Below are 18,676 nucleotides of genomic sequence, written 5' to 3'. Positions count from 1 at the left end.
GGCGTCGGCTGGGTGCAGTGGCCCATTTTTTTGAAAGAATCTGTACGTACAGGACGGTACAAGTGCCGATATAATAAGGCTTAAAGCTTTGACAGCTTGTACGTACAGGTATACGATAGAACCATGGAAAACGGTTACAGGAGGCGTGAAATGACCAAAATCGATTTAGTCCACTCGGATTTAATGGAGAAAATTAATCAAGGCGTATACGCGACCGATGCTCTGCTGCCGAGTGAAAGCCAGCTGATGACGCTTTACGGGGCCTCGCGGGACACGATTCGCAAGGCATTGGCCCGCCTGAAAAGCGAAGGCTACATTCAATCGCAAAAAGGCAAGGGCTCGACCGTTATTAACCGGCAGCAGTACGTTTTCCCAGTTGGTGGCGTGGTCAGTTATAAAGAGCTGATCACGCGCCAACACATCAACTCTAAGACCCGCCTGATCGAGCAGGTGGATGCCAAGTTGCCGGCAGACGTGTTCGAGGACGTCGATGCCCACTGCAAGCCGATCATGACCCATAAGCTTACCCGCCTGCGGATCGTAAACGACGAGCCGGTGATCATCGATACCGACTACATCGATTCCGCGGTGGTGCCGAGCATCAGCAAAGCGGTCGCGGAGGATTCATTGTATCAATACTTTGAAGGGGAGCTGCACCTGGTGATTGCCTATGCAAAAAAGGAGATCACCGTTGAGCCTGCAACTGCGCAAGACCAGGCACTACTGCACCTGGGCGAAAACGCGGTGGTCGTGGTGGTGCGCAGTGCCACCTCGCTAACGGACACGACGACCTTTCAGTACACCGAGTCGCGGCACCGGCCGGACCGTTTCCGGTTCCAGGAGTTTGCCCGGCGGATTTAGTTTCACGGTATTTTTCAGTTTTAAGGAGGCGCAACATGACCCTCGGACAAAAGGTGATTTATCAGCTTTATCCCAAGTCTTTTTATGACAGCGACGGCGACGGCATCGGTGATCTGCGCGGCATTATTGCCAAGCTTAACTACTTGAAGTCCCTGCACGTCGACATGATCTGGTTCAACCCGTTCTTTGTTTCGCCGCAAAATGACAACGGTTACGACGTGGCGGATTACCGCCGCATCGATCCTCGGTTCGGCACGATGCAGGACTTCGAGGACCTGATGGCGGCGCTCAAAAACGCCCATATCGAGGTGATGCTCGACATGGTGCTGAACCACACCAGCACCCAGCACGCGTGGTTCCAAAAGGCGCTGGCCGGTGATCCCAAGTACCAGGCGTATTACTATATTCGTTCGGCGAAACCGGACGGCAGCCTGCCGACGAACTGGGAATCGAAGTTCGGCGGCCCCGCCTGGGCACCGTTCGCGGATACTGGCAAGTATTATCTGCACTTATACGATCCCACCCAGGCGGACCTGGATTGGCACAACCCGGCGGTGCGGCAAGAGGCCGTGGATATCGTTAACTTCTGGCGGGACAAGGGGGTGACCGGCTTCCGGTTCGACGTTCTGAACGTCATTGGCAAGGCCGACAAGCTAGTCGATGCTGCGCCAGGGACCCAGAGCAAATATTTGTACACCGATACCCCCGTGGTTGAAGAGGACATCAAGGAGCTGGCGGCCAACTCGTTTGGTCAGGACCCAGCCAGTATCACGGTCGGTGAGATGAGTTCCACGACCCTTGAACGTGCCACGGCGTACACCAAACCTGCCAACCACGAGCTTAGCATGGTGTTCCAGTTCCACCACCTGAAGACGGACTACGTGAACGGTCAGAAATGGACGAACGCGCGATACGATTTTCCCAAGCTGCGGGCTTTGTTCAATGAATGGGGCACCGGCCTGGACAAAGGCGGCGGTTGGCAAGCGCTATTCTGGAACAACCACGACCAACCGCGAGCACTGAACCGCTTCGGCGACGCTGCGCATTACCGGGTCCGCTCTGCTCAGCTGCTGGCCGCCAGCATTCACCTCTCTCGCGGCACTCCATACATTTACATGGGCGAGGAGATCGGCATGACGGATCCCGATTATCACTCGATGGCTGATTACATTGATGTGGAAGCCCAAAACGCCTATCGTACCTTGATCGCCCAGGGTAAGTCCAAGGACGAGGCATTCGCCATCGTCCACAGCAAGGCCCGCGACAATTCACGCACTCCGATGCAGTGGGATGAGAGCCCAAACGCCGGGTTCACGACCGGCACGCCGTGGCTGCGGCCAACCAATCAGGCAACCATCAACGTGCAAAACGAGTTGGCCCACGGCGAGATCTTTCCGTTTTATCAAAAGCTGATCGCACTGCGCAAGCATTATCCGGTGATCGCAGACGGCGACTACCGGCCGTACCGCGACGATATCGATTGGCTGTACGGGTACGAGCGGCGGCTGGGGGATGCCCGGCTGCTGGCACTGAATAATTTTGCGGATCATGACATTATTGTGCCGCTGCCGGCGGCTTACCAAAATGCACAGGTGCTGATCACCAATGTGCCGGACCTGCAGCTTGGGTCCACCATGACGATGCCGGCCTACACGACAGTTGGCTTATACAGAGAATCAAAGGAGGAACAGCAATGAGCGGAGTAGTGAAACTATACGCCCCGACTTCCGGGACGCTCATGCCGATCAACGAGGTGCAAGATCCCGTCTTTTCGGCCAAAACTATGGGTGATGGCTTTGGAATCGAACCAACTGATGGTCAGATTTTCGCCCCAGTCAGTGGCCGGGTCGTTATGGTGGCTGACACCAAACACGCCATCGGCTTTCGGACCGATGACGGTGTTGAGGTGCTGGTACATCTCGGCATCGACACGGTGGAGCTGAAAGGCGCCCCATTTGAAATCGACACCAGCGCTGACATGGTCGTTAAGGCCGGCGATGCGATCGGGTCGATGGATCTTGACGCGATCCGCGCGGCCGGCAAGAAGACCACGATCATCGTCGCAATCACCAACACCAACGACGTGTTGAAGAACCTGACCTTGACGCCAGGCGAAGTCAGAGGCGGCGCCGAGGCGGCTGAGCTCGAGCTCAAGGACGTCAAGCAGGCACAGGTCGAAGTTGGGGCTAAGGATGACAACGAGTACGCCCGCATCGCCCGCCAGGTCATCGCGGATGTCGGCGGCAAGGAAAACGTCAACAGCCTGATCCACTGCATCACGCGGTTGCGCTTTTACCTGAAGGACGATCAAATTCCGGATGACGACAAAGTGTCCAACATTCCTGGGGTACTTTCGGTCGCCCGTGCCGGTGGTCAGTACCAAGTCGTGATCGGCCAAACCGTCGGTGACGTTTATGATGAAGCCATTAAGCAAATGGGCAGCAACAAGGCGAACCCAGAAGCGACCGCGCAAGTGATGGCGGAAACGCAAAAAGAGGCTGACGCGAAGAAATACATAACCCCGTGGGGCCACATCAAGCACGGTGCAAGTGCGCTGATTGGGACCATCACCGGTTCCATGATGCCAGTGATCGGGCTGTTAGCTGCCAGTGGTATGTTGAAGGGTCTTTTGATGATCCTGGTCATGCTCGGCATGTCTGACAAGTCTTCCACTTACACGATTATTTCGGCGATGGGCGACGCGACGTTCTACTTCCTGCCAGTGCTCGTCGGCTTCACCGCTGCGCAGAAACTCGGCGCCGATCCCGTCATTGTAGGGGTCATTGGGGCGTTTCTGATGTATCCGTCCCTTGTGTCGATCGCGACCGGCAAGGCCAGCTTTGGGACCGTGTTGGGGATGACAATCAATTCCAATATCTTTGGCATTCCGATCCACATTCCAAATTACACCTATTCAATTTTCCCAATGATTTTTGCCGCATGGATGGCATCGAAAGTTGAACCATGGATCAAGAAATGGATGCCGGTCGTTTTGCGGATGATCTTCAGCCCGTTGGTCGAGATCTTCTTGGTTGGACTGACGGTCCTGATCGTTGTCGGGCCACTGATCACCGTGCTGTCGGCTGGACTAAATGCAGGCATTCAGTGGTTGCTGCACTTGAGCCTGCCGCTGTCGGGGATGATTATCGGCGGACTGTACCAAGTCCTCGTCATCTTCGGGTTGCACTGGGCCGTCATTCCTGTTATCACCGCGCAGTTGTCCTCCGCTGACCCGCACAGTGTCCTGAATGGGATTGTGTCCGTCACCATGATCGCGCAAGGTGCTGGGGCCTTAGCCGTTTGGGTCAAGACACACCACAACCCGAACCTGAAGAGTCTGTCACTTTCCGCCGCGATTTCCGCGTTCTTCGGGATCACGGAACCGGCGATGTATGGTGTCAACTTGAAGTACGGCCGCGTGTTCATCACTTCCAGTATCGGGGCTGCCATCGGTGGTCTGGTCAACGGAATCTTGGGTGTTGACATGTACGGTTTCACCGGTTCGCTGATCGGGTTCCCGTCCTTCGTTAGCCGGACGCACCCGATGAACATCTGGAACTGGGCGATTGCCTCGGCGGTCACACTGGTTGCCGCATTCCTGCTGACTTACTTCTTTGGTTACAAGGACGCCGATGCCGATAAAGCAAAGGTCGCCCCAAAGAAGCGTCACCTGGGCGACAATGCCTAACTACTTTTGATTTGATCAAGTCGCTTGCGACCGCACGTCGCAGGCGGCTTTTTGCGTGATGCTGAGAAACTTGGCGCGATCATTTCCCGAGAAATACTAGTCGCCACAGCTGGTTGCTAGTATGCTTGGACAAGTTCCTTTAATTTTAGTCGCGGAGGCAAATATGATCACAATCGGTGCACAACTCAGTCAGGCGAGAAAGCAGCTTCACTTCACCCAGCAATAGGTCGCAGATGATCTGCACATGGCGCGGCAAACCGTGTCCAGTTGGGAGACGGGTCGCTCGTTTCCGGATATTCAAAGCCTGCTGAACTTGAGCCGACTGTATCACGTCTCCCTCGATACTTTATTGAAGGAGGGATCCGATATGGTTGAGGATCTGAAGAACCAAGAACGAATTGTTAAAAACGCGCGGAAGGTGTATCGCGCATCGCTGCTGATCGATGTGATTTTGACCTTCTTTTTGGCGGCCAATTTGGTTGGCTGGAACGGAGTCAAAACGACACCTCTTGGCGGTCTGCTGATTGCCGTGATGCTGTTAGCCAATATCACGGTATTGCCGGCAGTCAAAAAACGATATTTTGACATGAGCCATCACCAGCAAACGGGGTGGGTCAAACGGAGCTTACTGATAATCATCGTGCTCTCAGCGCTGCTGGGTTGGCAGTACTTCGCGCATGGACTTAATGGTGATCTATGGATGGAGTTGGTCGTGTCTGGGCTGTTCACGCCGTTTGTGATTTGGGCTTTGTGGCGTGATGAGAAAGACCGTCAGGTAAAATAAAACGAGCGGCTCACTGAAAATTTCAGTGAGCCGCTCGTTTTGACTTATTTCAATGCGTCGGCGGCCAGGAAGAACCCACCCATTACGCCGGCTTCGTCGTTCAGGCCGATGCGAACGATGTAATCGTCCAAGTCAGGGGTCGCGACATAGCCGTTGTTGTGCTCGGCAAACTTGGCGCGAATCTTTGGCAGGAGCTGCTTTTGGTGCATGATGCCGCCGCCAAAGACGATGATGTCAGGCGACAGGATCATGGCCGCGTTGACGCAGGCAATTGCCAGGTAGTCGGCTTCCAGGTCCCAGGCCGGGTCGTCTGGCGCCAGCTCTGTGCCTTTTTTGCCGGCGCGTTCCTCAACGGCGGGACCGGCCGCCAGGCCTTCCAAACAGTGGTTCGCGTGGTATGGGCAGCGGCCCTTGTAGGTGTCACCAGGCAGCTGCGGCATCATGATGTGGCCCATTTCTGGGTTCGAGAAGCCCTGCAGCAGCTTGCCATCGTGGATGTAGCCGGCGCCGATGCCGGTGCCGACGGTCCAGTACAACATATTCTTGTGACCTTTACCCGCGCCGGCGCGCCACTCCGCGTAGCCGGCCTCGTTGACGTCGGTGGTGAAGGCGTATGGCACGTCGATCGCGGCTTTCATCGCACCGAGAAAATTGTAGTCGCGCCAGCCGGGCTTAGGGGTCGACGTGATATAGCCGTATGTGGGGCTGCCCGGGTCGATGTCGGCTGGGCCGAATGTCCCAATCCCAATGGCGTCCACCGGGTTGTCCTGGAAAAACTTGATCACTGCCGGAATAGTTTCTTCGGGCGTACCCGTGGGGATGCGGACCTGCTTTTCCACCTTGCCGTCTGCCGTGCCTGTCGCGCAGACGAACTTGGTGCCGCCTGCTTCGATCGAACCTAAAATCATACTTGTCCCGCCTTTCAAAAATGTTTCCCCTTTAGAATAGCGCTCCTGGTGAGAAACCGCTACCTATGCTGTAAAATCAGCGCTCACGGCGTCTGAAGCCTGGCATAAATCCTTGAATTAATCGCTTTATGTGTTTAATTGCTGGACAGTCGTTTATGATACGAGTACAATACGGTTTATTACTTCTGATAGGGGCGAGGCGTATGTATGCCAAGTACAAATCTGTGTCGTTGATTGTTCGCATCATTATTGGGCTGGCCGTGGGGTCGCTACTGGCCTGGCTGGTTCCTTCATGGACAGCAATCGGCATTTTAGGCCAACTCTTTGTCGGCGCGTTGAAGGGTATCGCGCCGGTCATGGTTTTCTTCCTGATCATGTCGGCAGTCTCGGGGTACAAGTCCGGCGCCACGAATCACTTCGGCACTGTGATCATTTTGTACCTGAGCGCGACCTTGCTCTCGGCATTTGCCGCAGTCGGCGCCTCCTACCTGTTCCCAGTTCACCTGGTTTTGCCTAAAGCAGCGCACGTCGCGGCGGCCGCTGCCCCCAAAAGTTTGGGCAAAGTCCTGTCTGATCTGCTGACAAACGCGGTGGGGAACCCCTTGGCCGCGATCGTCAACGCCAACTACCTGTCGATTTTGTTTTGGGCGCTAATGATCGGCTTTGCGCTGCGGCTGACCTCCAAGCAGACGCGCTCGGTGATCAAGGAGATTTCCGGCGCCATCACCGGCGTGGCGCAAACGGTCATCCAGTTCGCGCCGTTCGGGATCGCCGGCCTGATTTACAACACTATCAGCGAAACCGGGTTTGCCGGCGTCGCGCGTTATGGCCAGCTGGTGCTGCTTTTGGTCGGAACGATGACGTTTGTCTACCTGGTCGTGTATCCCTTGATGGTGTTTGGCCTGACGCATCAGAATCCTTACCCGCTGACGCTGTGGACCTTGAAGCGCTCGGGCATTCCCGCGTTCTTCACCCGAAGCTCGGCCGTCAACATTCCAATCAACCTGCAGGCCTGCGAGGATCTCGGGCTAAACAAGTCGTCTTACTCGGTCTCGATTCCGCTCGGCGGCTCCGCCAACAGCGGCGGCGCAGCCATCACGGTTTCGGTGATGACCCTGGCCGCCTGCACCACGTTGGGCATTCACGTGTCCTTCCCACTCGCGTTTCTGCTGTGCCTGCTGACCGCGCTGGCCGCCACCGGCGCCTCCGGCATTGCCGGCGGGTCGCTGTTGATCATTCCCATGGCGGCTTCGCTGTTTGGCATCAACAATGATATTGCGATGCAGGTGGTCGGCATCGGCTTCATCATTGGGGTCATCCAGGACTCCGTGGAAACAGCGGTCAACTCCGCTTCAGACCTGCTGTTCACCGCAACGGCCGAATACGCCGACGCCCGTAAAAATGGCCACCCGGTCGACATGAAGGCGGCCGTGCGCGCAGCTGAACACCAGCCTGAACCGGATGACGCGCTGCGCGACGCCGCCCCTCAAGAAAACTAATTGCACAAACCGGCCGCTGCACCCAGAGTGCAGCGACTTTTTTTGGCTCAAATAGGAAACGGCCCTGATTTTTTTCGGTAAGCGCCGTCATTACCAGCCTGATTATGGTAAACTTTGAGCAATCTAACGAAAGATAGGTGATACGATGAGTCAAGCAACGGCATATATTGAGGCAGTGAAGCAGACGATTCAGCGGCGCGACCCAAATCAGCCCGAGTTTCAAGAGGCAGTGTTCAATTTTCTTGATGCGGTGACCCCGGTGTTCGACAAGCACCCCGAGTACATCGCGGCAAGCATTCTGGAACGCCTGACCGAGCCCGAGCGCGCGGTTCAGTTCCAAGTCGCCTGGCAGGATGATCAGGGCCACATGCAGGTCAATCGCGGGTTTCGCGTGCAGTTCAACTCTGCCATCGGCCCGTACAAGGGCGGTTTGCGCTTGCACCCGTCGGTCAACCTGTCCATCGTCAAGTTTTTGGGCTTTGAGCAGATCTTCAAAAATTCGCTGACTGGCCTGCCAATAGGTGGTGCCAAGGGCGGCTCGGATTTTGACCCCAAGGGCAAGTCCGACGCCGAGATTATGCGCTTTTGCCAGAGCTTTATGATCGAGCTGCAAAAATACATCGGTCCTGACCTCGATGTGCCGGCCGGTGACATTGGCGTTGGCGGTCGCGAGATCGGTTACCTGTACGGCATGTACAAGCGGCTGCGCGAGTCCGACCGCGGCGTGCTGACCGGCAAGGGCCTCAGCTACGGCGGGTCCTTGGCCCGCACTGAAGCAACCGGGTTTGGCCTGCTGTATTACCTCGACGAGATGCTGAAGCACAATGACCAGACGCTGGCGGGCAAGCGCGTCGTGGTTTCTGGCGCTGGCAATGTCGCCATTTATGCGATTCAAAAGGCCCAAGAGCTGGGCGCAACGGTAATTTCCGCGTCCGACTCCACCGGCTATGTGATCCAAGAAGCCGGCATCGATTTGCCGACGCTGAAAAAGGTCAAGGAGGTCAAGCGCGGCCGCATGAGCGACTATGCCAACGCCGTGTCCGGCGCGACGTACCATACCGGGTCGCTGTGGGATGCGGAAGGCCTGACGTACGACATCGCGCTGCCGTGTGCGACCCAAAATGAAATTAACGGCGAGCAGGCGGCGCGCATTGCTAAGGCCGGTGCAATCGCCGTGGCCGAAGGCGCCAACATGCCGAGCACCCCTGAAGCCATCGCCGAGTACCAGAAGGCCGGTTTGCTGTTCGGTCCGGCCAAGGCTGCCAATGCCGGCGGCGTTGCGGTGTCCGACCTGGAAATGAGTCAGAATTCGCGGCGCCAGGCCGACAGCTTTGCGACCGTCGACGGCGAGCTGAAAGACATTATGGTCAACATTTTCCAAAAGTCCGTGGCCGCGGCCAAGGAATACGACTTGGGTGAGGATTACGATGCCGGCGCGAACATTGCCGGCTTCACCAAGGTCGCCGACGCGATGATGGCCCAGGGCTGGTAAGCTGATGGAATGAGTTTTAGGCGCTTGCCGCGAAGCAAGCGCCTTTTTGCTGGCGGAAAAAGAAAACCGTCTGCGAAGTTGCAGACGGTCAGGCGTTCATTTAGTCATTTTCACCGAGGTGCTGCCAGACACCAGTTTTTTGATCGAGTTGGTTGGCGATGGTCTTGATGGCTTCCAGGTCCGCTTCGGCAATCAGGTTGATGTCAATTGTGTAATTGGCGTCAAACTCGCGGCTGAGCTGCTTCATCAAGGCGTTGCGGCGCTGGCGCGGGGGATTTTTCACTTTGAGGATCAACGTCGAGTGAATCACCGCCATGCCGGACACTTTTTCCCAGGGCAGGAAATTGCCGCGCCAGGCGAACACCGCCGTGTTGTCGGTGATGCCCGCGTGGTCAAAAATCAGGCTCGGGTGACTGAGGCCGGAAAGCAGCTGGACGATGAAGTAGGCAATGGCGACGGCCAGAATCGCCCAGCCGGCGATCATGATCGTGCGGCCGACCCCGCCGCCGATGACGGCGCCTTGGCGGGTCACAATGACGCCGGCCGCGAACACCAGCGCGAAACCGACCAGCAGCTGGAAGAACAGGTGAAAGAGATTGGGCTTGATCGTAAGAGGTTTAATGTCGTTCAAAAAAAGACCTGCTTTCTGCTATGTAATAGCGCTGCTTTTGATTGTAACGCGAATCTTTTCGTTTGCGTGGACATTTGATTAGTTTTTCTTGGTGGTCCGTGTTATACTAGGTTCAAGTAATTGATGAACTGAAACAGTTGTGCTAGCATAATGGATTTCTTTCAGCGATTACCAAGTTGTTTTGTCACTTTAGTATTAATGAAGGAGATTCACACATTATGCAACAGGGTACTGTTAAATGGTTCAACGCTGATAAGGGTTACGGCTTCATCACTGGTGAAGACGGCAAGGACGTATTTGTTCACTTCTCCGCCATCCAAGGCGACGGCTACAAGACGCTTGACGAAGGCCAAGCTGTTAGCTTCGAAGTAGAACAAAGCGACCGCGGCCCACAAGCTGCTAACGTTACAAAGCTGTAATCTACAGCGTTGGGAAACACCCATCCGACTTTTGTCGGGTGGGTGTTTTTTTTGAGCAGACTGTTAACGGCTTTGCCGTTTACAGTCTGCCACTCGACGCAACTCTGCAAAGCAGAGTTGCTAGAGAGCAGCGTTAGGATTTTGTCGTTTAGGATCTGCCAGTCGGATTACGCCCATGGTTCCGCCGTCAGTGCCGCCCGCACGATCACCTTGGCAATGGCGGCCGGCGCTTCCTGTGCGCCACTTTTCAGCCAGCTGGTGATTACCTGCACGGCTCCGTTGAGGTAGAACGTGAAGTAATAGTCCAACATCGCAGGGTCAGTTTCGTGGTACCAGCTGCGGTAGCGGGCCAGAGATTCTTCGCGCAGCGGGTTAAGCACCGCGAGCAGCAGCGGGCTGGCCGTGAGGTTGCGGATGATGATCTCGGTCGCCGCGGCGTTTTCGCGGACCAGGGTAAGAATCGGGGTCAGCCAGGCGGCCATGTCGGTGCGCGGCTGGTCGACCAACGCGCTGACCTGTTCGACCAGATCCAGCTCAATCGCGGTGAACAAGGCCTGCGGGTCCTGGTAATGGGTATAAAAGGTACCGCGGTTGATGTCCGCCTCGCGGCACAGCGCGGTGACACTGATTTTTTCCAGCGGCATCTGTGCCAGCAGCGTCAGCATGGCATTTTTTAGCTGGCGCTCGGTGGCTTGCGCGCGCCGGTTGTTCTTGGTGCCGACCATGGGGTTGCCTTCTTTCAAACAATTTGGGAGTATCTGTTGATTTAATGACATCAATCACCGGAGTTGTCGGTTGAACTGATTTGAGCATACTAGCATAATAGCATTATATCAACACACTGTTGGGTTAATGGAGGGCAATTTTGGCATACATCGAAGTCCGCAACGAATTTAAAAAATACCAAATGGGAGAAACGGAGATCATCGCCAACAACGATGTCTCATTCAACTGCGAAAAGGGCCAGCTCACGGTGATCCTGGGCCCGTCTGGCGCCGGCAAGTCCACCGTGCTGAACATTTTGGGCGGCATGGACGTGCCCACGTCCGGCCAGGTCATCATCGACGGCGTGGACATTGCCCGCTTCAACGATAAGCAGCTGACTGAATTTCGGCGGCACAACGTCGGGTTCGTTTTCCAGTTTTACAACCTGATCCCGAACCTCACCACCAAAGAAAACGTGGAGCTGGCCAATTCCATTGTTGACGATGCGCGCGATGCCGAGGCGACCTTGAAGGCCGTGGGGCTGGCGGATCGAATCGACAATTTTCCCTCCCAATTGTCCGGCGGGGAACAGCAGCGCGTCGCCATCGCCCGCGCGCTGGCGAAGAACCCTAAGCTCTTGCTGTGCGATGAGCCGACCGGGGCGCTGGATTACGAAACCGGCAAGCAGGTCCTGCAGCTTTTGCAGGACGCCTCGCGCAAGGACGGCACCACCGTTTTGATCATCACGCACAATTCGGCGCTGGCCCAAATGGCTGACCGCGTGATCCGGCTGAACGACGCCAAGGTGCGCTCGGTCACCGATAACGCCAAGCCGCTGCCTATCACGGACATCGAGTGGTAGGGGGCGGCGTGATGAAGCCAATGCGGAAGAACATGTGGCGTGAGATTGGCGCCAATAAGGGCCGTTTCATCGCTATCGTCCTGATTATTTTGCTCGGGACGCTGACCTTTGTCGGCGTGCGTGCGGCTGGCCCGGGGCTGGAAGATTCCATGGATCGCACCGTCAAGGACCAGCGGCTGGCCGATGTGCAGCTCCTGTCGACCACCGGGTTCACCAAGCAGGACGTGAAAACGGCCGAGCAGGTGAGCGGCGCCAAGGCCGAGCTGACCCGCTTCAAGTACGTCACCGGGGGCAAGGACGATCTGGCCATTGCGCTGTACGGCTATCAAAAAGCGGCCAAACAGGATCAGCTGACCCTGACCGCCGGCCGCCTGCCCAGAGCCGCTGACGAAGTGCTGCTCGACACCCACGCGAAAACTGAGTACCACTATCACTTGGGGCAGACCTTTACCTTCAGCAAGGACGCCGATTTGAAACGTCGCACCTTTAAAATTGTCGGGTTCGCAGATTCACCGCGGTACGTCGACAACAATGAGCGCGGATCGACCAATGTCGGCGACGGCACGGTGCGCTTTTTTGCCTATGTGCAGCCCAAGGAGCTGAACCTAGACGTAGCCACGCTGCTGTCCGTGCGATTTGCGAAGCTGCAGAGTGAAAATAGCTACAGCAACGCCTACAAGGATGATGTGGCCGATAAAGTTGCGGCGCTGAAGCGGGTCTTCAAACCGCGGGCTGAAGACCGCAATGCTGAACTGCTTGACACCGCAATGAAGCCCATCAACGCTGAGCAGGCCAAACTGGATGCCGCCAAGCAGCAGCTGACGGCGGCCACTGAACAGGTCAAGGCGGCCTCGCAGGGTGCGCTGACCACCACACCAGAGCTGACGGCGCAGACCCAACAGCTGGAAGCGGCCCAGCAGAAGCTCGACGCCGCCAAGCGCAAGGCCAAGGGAGCGATTGAGACGAGCTACACCTGGCAAACGCGGGCTGACTTGCCGGGCTTTGCCTCGTTTGGCGACAGCGCCGACCGTATCGCGGCGATTGCCAATGTGTTCCCGGTGTTCTTTTTCCTGATTGCCGCGCTGATTACGTTCACCACCATCACCCGGATGGTCGAGGAGGCCCGCGGCCAAATCGGCACATTCAAGGCGCTGGGCTACGGCAAGTGGGCCATCGCCCGCAACTACCTGATGTACGCGCTGATGGCCGGCCTGCTGGGTGCCGTGATCGGCAGCTTCGCCGGCAACTTGACCCTGCCGCGGTTCGTCGTGTCCCTTTACGACATGGTGATTCCGCTGACGCCGACGATTCCGCTGATGTGGGGCAGTTTTGCCATCGCCCTGGTGGCTTCGCTGCTGGCGACGGTCGGGGCGGCCTGGTTGGTCACCCGGCGCGAACTGCGCGAGCGGCCGGCTGAGCTCATGCGCCCGGCCGCGCCGAAGTCCGCCAAGCGGATCCTGCTGGAGCGCATTAAGCCGCTGTGGCGCCACCTCTCGTTCAATCAGAAGGTCTCTTACCGGAACCTGTTTCGCTATAAGAGCCGCATGATCATGACGATTGTCGGCATCGCCGGCGGGACCGGGCTGCTGTTGACCGGGTTTGGCTTGCGGGATTCGATCGGGACCACCGCCGTTCACCAGTACGACGAGGTCTTTCACTACGAGGCCACCGTGGCGCTGGCCAGTCCCAGCAAACAGGCCGAGGCGCTGCGCATCGTCAAAGATTCCGGCAAGTATCGGGCACGCCAGGTCGTGACGGCCGACACCGGCAAGGCGAAAGCCAACGGCCAGCAGATTGCTGACATTAACTTGTACACGCCGGCGCGTCCGGCTAAGTTCGGCCAGTTCGTCTCGCTGAGCCAACATGGCGACACTTACAAGCTGCCGACGCACGGGATTGTCATCGCGCAGAAAATTGCCAACCAGCTGAACGTGAAAAAAGGCGACACCATCACCTTCACCCGCACCGGCAAAGCGGCCAAGAAGGTCAAGGTCAGCGGCATCACGACCAACTACATCGGCGTGTTTGCCTACATGAGCCCAGGTGCTTACGCCAAGACTTTTGGCCAGGCTCCGGCGAAAAACGCGCTGCTGCTGAAGCTGAAGGCCATGTCCGGCCGGCAGCGCAATGACCTGGCACACCAGCTGCTTAAACGCGGCGCGGCGCTGGGCACCAGCTTCAAGGCCGACGAGACTAAGTCGATCGGCAATATGGGCGCGACCCTGAATCCCGTGGTCCTGATTTTCATCCTGCTATCAGGGGTGCTGTCGTTCGTCGTGCTGTATAATCTGACGAACATCAACGTGTCCGAGCGGATTCGCGAGCTGTCGACCATCAAGGTCCTGGGCTTCTACGACCGCGAAGTCACGATGTACATCGTGCGGGAAAACATCGTCATGACCATTGTCGGCATTCTGTTCGGCTACGGCGTCGGGTATGGCCTGCTGGCCTACATCCTGCATCAGGCGGAAACAACGCAGGTCATCTTCCCCGTGGTGATCGACCCGCTGAGCTATGTCTGGTCGACGCTGCTGATGGCGGCCTTTACCGGCATCGTGATGCTGGTGACACACAAGCGGCTGCAGCGCATCGATATGGTCGGCGCCCTTAAGTCAAGTGAATAAGCCTGAAACGGCGAGGCTGCGGTCTCGCCTTTTTTGTCCCTGTTTGCGGGGACGAATCCGTGACATTGCCGAGGCCAGGGTGGCATAATCGCTGGGGGAGAACGGAAATAAAAAATTTCAGGCGATTGGTTAACCGAACAGATGCCCCATAGCATAATGGAAGGGGTACAATCAGATGGATTGGTACGAGACGAATTGATAGGAACAAGTATTGACGAATTTGGACTAGACCGCTATCATGAATGTCGTATTAAGAAAGCGCTTCACGAAATCTTCCGGCTGCGGCATTGCCGCCGCCGGATCACTCCGAAGAACGCACAAAGGAGGAGATTTCTATGCAGAAGTTCATGGACTGGCTGCAAAACACCATCATGCCGCCAATGGCGAAGGTGGGGAATAACAAGTACTTGGTCTCAATTCGTAACGGCCTGGTGCTGACCCTGCCGGCGATTATTTCCGGTTCTGTCTTCATGATCCTGGCCAACATTCCGATTCCAGCCTGGACCCATTTCATCAAGCCGTACGTCAACATGATGGGCGTCGCCACGAACGCGTCGTTCGGGATCATTTCGCTGCTCGCCGTGATCGGCATCAGCTTCCAGCTGGCCAAGGCGCTGGACGTTGACGCGATTTCCGCGGCCGGGCTTGGCACCATGGCGTTCATCGTCCTGTCGTTCAACGACAAGTACACGCTTGATACCGCCAACTTTTCGTCATCCGGTTTGTTTACTGCCATTATTACCGCGTTTGTCTCTGTTTTGATTTTTCACTTTTTCGAAAGTCGCAACATTGTCATCAAGCTGCCAGCCGGCGTGCCGGCTGCGGTTTCTAATTCATTCGTCGCACTGCTGCCTGGGTTTGTGATCTTGGTGTTGTTCTGGACGGTGCGCATGCCGCTCGGAATCGATATTAACAAGGTCGTTCAGGCCATCTTCCACCCGCTGCTGTTCGCGATGAACACCCTGCCTGGGATTCTGGTTTACACGCTGCTGGTATCGCTGTTGTGGGTCTGCGGGATTCACGGCGACATGACGCTGCAAGGCATTTCCGACCCGATTTTCCTGCAGTTTCTGACCGCTAACGCCACCGCGCTGGCGCACCACCAGCCGCTGCCGTTCAACACCGCGATGGGCTTTTCCAGCCTGTTCGTCAACGTCGGCGGCACCGGCGCCACCATCACGCTGGTCATCCTGATGCTGTTTTCCAAGTCCAAGACCTACAAGGAACTGGGGCGCGTCGCGTTTCCAAGTGCGCTGTTTGAAATCAACGAACCAGTCATCTTCGGCTTCCCACTGGTCATGAACCCAATCACGATGATCCCGTTTATCGGGGTGCCGCTGATCCTCGCCACCGGGTCATTCGTTCTCATGAGCATCGGCTGGATCTCCGCGCCATCCGCGATGGTGCCATGGACGATGCCGCCGATCATCGGCCCGCTGATGGCCACCAACTGGGACTGGCGGGACGCGGTGTGGTCAGCCGTCGAGCTGGTCATTGCCACCGCCTGCTACTACCCATTCTTCAAGACTGCTGAAAAGCAGATGGTCGCAGCCGAAAACAAGCCTGTTGATGAGGCGAAAGCTGAGGCTTAACTCAGACACGTCCGGCTCGCGTATACTCGCGAACCGGGCGTTCTTGGTTACAATGGAGTTAAACATAAACTGAAAGAGGGACCATCATGGTATCTGAATATCGATTGACTGACCCAGCGGACCGCGAGCGGTTTTACCAGCTTTACCTGTACGCGTTCAACGGCCAGGACAGCGAGGCCCGGCGGCGCTTTTTCAACGCGCGGTACGCCCACGGTTGGATTTACGGGTTGAAGCACGACCAGCAGCTGACGTCGGGGCTTTACAGCCTGCCGTTTACCGTTAATTTTCACGGGGTGGCTTACAAAATGAACGGCATCGGCGACGTGATGTCCGCCCCGGAGAATTCCGGCCACGGCGGCGCAGGGACGCTGCTGAAGGCGGCGCTGCAGGAGATGCACGACCGCCACGTGACCCTGTCGTATCTGGCGCCGTTTTCCTACCGGTACTACCGGCGCTTCGGCTACGAGCAAGTCTTTAACCACATCACGTACACGATTGCGCACGACCACGTGCCGGCGTACCACCCGCAACATCAAGGGGGCCACGTTGAGCGCATGTCGTTTGCCGCGGCGCTTGCGACCATCAAGCCGCTTTACGCCAAAAAGGCCCAGAACCTGCCCGGCGGCATGGTGCGCGAGGACTGGTGGTGGGATTACCTGACATTGAAAAATCGCTGGGATGCCGGCGTGTACTTCGACGAAAAAGGTCAGGCGCAAGGTTATGCAGTATACGAACGCAGCGGCGCGGAGATGACCGTGCATAAACTGCTGGCGAACACCCCGGCAGCCTTCGAGCAGCTGATGGCGTTTTTGCTTAAGCATGGTAACACGTTTCAAAAACTCCGCTACGAATCCCCGCACAGCCAGTACGCTGGTGACTGGATTCAGGAGCCATACGCGGTGTCGGCGGTCGTCACTCCTTACATGATGGCCCGCATCGTGGACCTGCAAGACTTTCTGAACCGTTATCCGTTCACCCTGGATTTTGCGCCGGTGGCGATTGCGGTCGAAGATCCGGTGCTGCCGGTCAACGCCGGGGTCTGGCAGCTGAGTCGCACGGCAGGCCAAACCACTGTGGAAAAAAGCGCCGACGCTGCACCAGAGCTGACCTTTACCATTCAGCAGCTGACCAAGGCGCTCATGGGCGCCACTTCACTGCATGCACTCCTGATGAGCGGGCAGGGCAGTGGTGACCTGGCTGCCGCCGCGCGGCTCGATCAGGCGCTTCAGCACGCCACGCCTGAGTTCAACGATTATTTCTGAATGAAACGCAAAAAAGTGTCGCAGAGAAAAAATCTGCGGCACATTTTTTGTGGGTATTTGACTGATCTTGCTTGAATGTCACCGCCGGTCTACTAGGTGCTTGAAGTGGCCCGGTGTCAGGCATTGTCCAAGCGCAGCAGGGCGGATACTTGCCGACACCGCGGCCTTTGCTTGCCATGCGAAATGCGTGTTCGTTGGCAGGTCAAACTGTTCAACGTTTAAATTGGTCAGAATGGCCGCGGTGTCTGTGCTGACTTCTGCCTGGTATACCAGCAATAGCTGGTGGCAACAAATGCCATTAAGGGTGAAAAAGGCTTCAACGATGCCAGTACTGGTCAACTTGTTTAGGCTCAGTCCCAGTTCCTCCTTGGCTTCACGTTTGGCCGCGTCCTCTCCGGTTTCACCGAATTTGACAGCGCCGCCTGGAACGATGGTTATCTCTTTGTCACCGCTTTTTCTCGGGGTCACAAGAACTTGGCCGGCGTGTGTCAAAATCAGGACTGCCCTGATGTCGAAGCGCTCGTGTGGGTTGAGCAAGTAGCGAATGTCCCGGTCTTCTTGCATGAGATGCCTCCCAGAATTTTCAGCCAATCATATCACAGTTAAGCCTTCGGTTGGTAAGCCAGCAGGTCACCGGGCTGGCAGTCTAATACTTCACAGAGTTTGGCTAAGGTCGAAAAGCGTACAGCCTTGGCCTTGCCGGTTTTCAGAATCGACAGGTTGGTCAGGGTGATGCCGACCTGCTCGGCCAGCTCAGTTAGGGTCAGATCGCGTTTTTTGAGCATCAGGTCCAAATTGATTTCGATCATCGCTGGCCTCCTCACACCGTCATGTCGTTTTCGGTTTTGTACGCCAGCGCCGTGGTCCACAGCTGCTGCAAGATCGCCAGAAACAGCCAGACGATCGCCGGAATGGCGAAAAAGCCGAGCCCAATGACCATCACACCCGGGGCGTCGTCGTGGTCGGCCATGCGGTACCACTGCGGCAGGCAGACCAAGAGGCCCAGCGCCATTGCGCCAACGGCCCACTTCAGACGGATGATCAACGTCACGGCGCGCTGCGTGAACGCGGCGCTTTCGGTGATGCAGTCCAAAAGGCGCCAGGCGATGAAGGAGGCGAGCCAGTAACTGACCACCGCGACCGCCGCGCCCAGCGTGAAGGCCCAGGCCGCGACCGGCCACTGGTAGTCGCGCACCATCACGATTGGAAAGCGCGGGATCAGCCCGATCCCGAATGCCCCAATCGCGATCACACTCGCGATCAGCAGGAGCTTGAGAAGACAGATGCGAATTTTCATATTGATGCCTCCAAAAAAGCGACGGCTTGCCCGTCAATTTGATGGCTTCAGC

The 18,676-nt window shown here is 56.8% G+C and carries 17 protein-coding genes; 11 read left to right on the top strand and 6 right to left on the bottom strand.

Features of this window, described 5'->3' with window-relative positions; translation table 11 throughout:
* The first annotated feature begins 150 nt into the window (after positions 1-150).
* The 4 genes from treR (at position 151) to JUE30_RS02360 (ending at position 5,333) form a co-directional block, all read left to right on the top strand.
* Positions 151-861 (top strand): trehalose operon repressor, encoded by a 711-nt coding sequence (treR, locus tag JUE30_RS02375; RefSeq protein ID WP_203623454.1) that lies wholly within the window; start codon positions 151-153, stop codon positions 859-861.
* Between the two features lie 35 nt (positions 862-896).
* Positions 897-2,558, top strand: a complete 1,662-nt coding sequence (gene treC / locus JUE30_RS02370) for an alpha,alpha-phosphotrehalase (protein ID WP_203623453.1) — start codon at positions 897-899, stop codon at positions 2,556-2,558.
* On the top strand, positions 2,555-4,549 hold the full coding sequence (locus tag JUE30_RS02365; RefSeq protein WP_203623452.1) for a PTS glucose transporter subunit IIABC: 1,995 nt from the start codon (positions 2,555-2,557) through the stop codon (positions 4,547-4,549). Before treC ends, JUE30_RS02365 begins: the two co-directional genes overlap by 4 nt.
* 238 nt (positions 4,550-4,787) lie before the next feature.
* Positions 4,788-5,333, top strand: coding sequence for a helix-turn-helix domain-containing protein (locus JUE30_RS02360; RefSeq protein ID WP_304599155.1), 546 nt, complete (start codon positions 4,788-4,790; stop codon positions 5,331-5,333).
* Positions 5,334-5,377: 44 nt separating this feature from the next.
* Here the strand turns inward: JUE30_RS02360 and JUE30_RS02355 are convergent, their stop codons facing one another.
* Positions 5,378-6,241, bottom strand: a complete 864-nt coding sequence (locus JUE30_RS02355; protein WP_203623450.1) for an ROK family protein — start codon at positions 6,239-6,241, stop codon at positions 5,378-5,380.
* 203 nt (positions 6,242-6,444) lie between these two features.
* On the opposite strand from JUE30_RS02355, the gene sstT reads away from it, so the two are divergent.
* Both sstT and gdhA read left to right on the top strand, forming a co-directional pair.
* Positions 6,445-7,740 (top strand): serine/threonine transporter SstT, encoded by a 1,296-nt coding sequence (sstT, locus tag JUE30_RS02350; RefSeq protein ID WP_203623449.1) that lies wholly within the window; start codon positions 6,445-6,447, stop codon positions 7,738-7,740.
* A 145-nt stretch (positions 7,741-7,885) separates the two neighbouring features.
* A complete protein-coding gene (gdhA, locus tag JUE30_RS02345; protein WP_203623448.1) occupies positions 7,886-9,232 on the top strand; it encodes an NADP-specific glutamate dehydrogenase in 1,347 nt (448 codons plus the stop codon).
* A 100-nt stretch (positions 9,233-9,332) separates the two neighbouring features.
* On the opposite strand, the gene JUE30_RS02340 is transcribed toward gdhA, so the two are convergent.
* Entirely contained in the window at positions 9,333-9,863 is a 531-nt protein-coding gene (locus JUE30_RS02340) for a hypothetical protein (protein ID WP_125756595.1), read from the bottom strand.
* A 218-nt stretch (positions 9,864-10,081) separates the two neighbouring features.
* Here JUE30_RS02340 and JUE30_RS02335 point away from each other — a divergent pair, with 218 nt between their 5' ends.
* Positions 10,082-10,282, top strand: coding sequence for a cold-shock protein (locus tag JUE30_RS02335; RefSeq protein ID WP_054662248.1), 201 nt, complete (start codon positions 10,082-10,084; stop codon positions 10,280-10,282).
* A 167-nt stretch (positions 10,283-10,449) separates the two neighbouring features.
* On the opposite strand, the gene JUE30_RS02330 is transcribed toward JUE30_RS02335, so the two are convergent.
* A complete protein-coding gene (locus JUE30_RS02330; RefSeq protein ID WP_203623447.1) occupies positions 10,450-11,007 on the bottom strand; it encodes a TetR/AcrR family transcriptional regulator in 558 nt (185 codons plus the stop codon).
* Positions 11,008-11,147: 140 nt separating this feature from the next.
* Between JUE30_RS02330 and JUE30_RS02325 the strand changes: the two genes are divergently transcribed.
* The 4 genes from JUE30_RS02325 to eis all read left to right on the top strand — a co-directional run bounded on the left by JUE30_RS02325 (position 11,148) and on the right by eis (position 17,327).
* Entirely contained in the window at positions 11,148-11,849 is a 702-nt protein-coding gene (locus JUE30_RS02325; RefSeq protein WP_203623446.1) for an ABC transporter ATP-binding protein, read from the top strand.
* Between the two features lie 11 nt (positions 11,850-11,860).
* A complete protein-coding gene (locus JUE30_RS02320) occupies positions 11,861-14,473 on the top strand; it encodes an FtsX-like permease family protein (protein ID WP_203623445.1) in 2,613 nt (870 codons plus the stop codon).
* Positions 14,474-14,808: 335 nt separating this feature from the next.
* Entirely contained in the window at positions 14,809-16,065 is a 1,257-nt protein-coding gene (locus JUE30_RS02315; protein ID WP_125757995.1) for a PTS sugar transporter subunit IIC, read from the top strand.
* Positions 16,066-16,151: 86 nt separating this feature from the next.
* Positions 16,152-17,327: an enhanced intracellular survival protein Eis gene (gene eis, locus JUE30_RS02310; RefSeq protein WP_203623444.1), complete on the top strand. Its 1,176-nt coding sequence runs from the start codon at positions 16,152-16,154 to the stop codon at positions 17,325-17,327.
* Between the two features lie 78 nt (positions 17,328-17,405).
* Here the strand turns inward: eis and JUE30_RS02305 are convergent, their stop codons facing one another.
* The 3 genes from JUE30_RS02305 to JUE30_RS02295 are packed head-to-tail and all read right to left on the bottom strand — an operon-like array spanning position 17,406 to position 18,624.
* Positions 17,406-17,891, bottom strand: coding sequence for an NUDIX domain-containing protein (locus tag JUE30_RS02305; protein ID WP_203623443.1), 486 nt, complete (start codon positions 17,889-17,891; stop codon positions 17,406-17,408).
* Positions 17,892-17,929: 38 nt separating this feature from the next.
* Entirely contained in the window at positions 17,930-18,136 is a 207-nt protein-coding gene (locus JUE30_RS02300; RefSeq protein WP_203623442.1) for a helix-turn-helix transcriptional regulator, read from the bottom strand.
* Between the two features lie 11 nt (positions 18,137-18,147).
* A complete protein-coding gene (locus JUE30_RS02295; protein ID WP_203623441.1) occupies positions 18,148-18,624 on the bottom strand; it encodes a DUF2975 domain-containing protein in 477 nt (158 codons plus the stop codon).
* Between the last annotated feature and the right edge of the window lie 52 nt (positions 18,625-18,676).

The organism is Lacticaseibacillus sp. 866-1 (assembly GCF_016861825.1).
Lineage (GTDB): Bacteria > Bacillota > Bacilli > Lactobacillales > Lactobacillaceae > Lacticaseibacillus.
This window is presented reverse-complemented; position numbering and strand designations above follow the sequence as displayed.

What these genes read in the sequence shown, in the direction of transcription:
- treC (WP_203623453.1), top strand. Translation starts at nt 897, where the DNA reads ATGACCCTCGGACAAAAGGTGATTTATCAGCTTTATCCCAAGTCTTTT.
- sstT (WP_203623449.1), top strand. Translation starts at nt 6,445, where the DNA reads ATGTATGCCAAGTACAAATCTGTGTCGTTGATTGTTCGCATCATTATT.
- JUE30_RS02355 (WP_203623450.1), bottom strand. Translation starts at nt 6,241, where the DNA reads ATGATTTTAGGTTCGATCGAAGCAGGCGGCACCAAGTTCGTCTGCGCG.
- JUE30_RS02295 (WP_203623441.1), bottom strand. Translation starts at nt 18,624, where the DNA reads ATGAAAATTCGCATCTGTCTTCTCAAGCTCCTGCTGATCGCGAGTGTG.
- JUE30_RS02365 (WP_203623452.1), top strand. Translation starts at nt 2,555, where the DNA reads ATGAGCGGAGTAGTGAAACTATACGCCCCGACTTCCGGGACGCTCATG.
- JUE30_RS02305 (WP_203623443.1), bottom strand. Translation starts at nt 17,891, where the DNA reads ATGCAAGAAGACCGGGACATTCGCTACTTGCTCAACCCACACGAGCGC.
- JUE30_RS02315 (WP_125757995.1), top strand. Translation starts at nt 14,809, where the DNA reads ATGCAGAAGTTCATGGACTGGCTGCAAAACACCATCATGCCGCCAATG.
- JUE30_RS02330 (WP_203623447.1), bottom strand. Translation starts at nt 11,007, where the DNA reads ATGGTCGGCACCAAGAACAACCGGCGCGCGCAAGCCACCGAGCGCCAG.
- JUE30_RS02320 (WP_203623445.1), top strand. Translation starts at nt 11,861, where the DNA reads ATGAAGCCAATGCGGAAGAACATGTGGCGTGAGATTGGCGCCAATAAG.
- JUE30_RS02300 (WP_203623442.1), bottom strand. Translation starts at nt 18,136, where the DNA reads ATGATCGAAATCAATTTGGACCTGATGCTCAAAAAACGCGATCTGACC.
- eis (WP_203623444.1), top strand. Translation starts at nt 16,152, where the DNA reads ATGGTATCTGAATATCGATTGACTGACCCAGCGGACCGCGAGCGGTTT.
- JUE30_RS02335 (WP_054662248.1), top strand. Translation starts at nt 10,082, where the DNA reads ATGCAACAGGGTACTGTTAAATGGTTCAACGCTGATAAGGGTTACGGC.
- gdhA (WP_203623448.1), top strand. Translation starts at nt 7,886, where the DNA reads ATGAGTCAAGCAACGGCATATATTGAGGCAGTGAAGCAGACGATTCAG.
- treR (WP_203623454.1), top strand. Translation starts at nt 151, where the DNA reads ATGACCAAAATCGATTTAGTCCACTCGGATTTAATGGAGAAAATTAAT.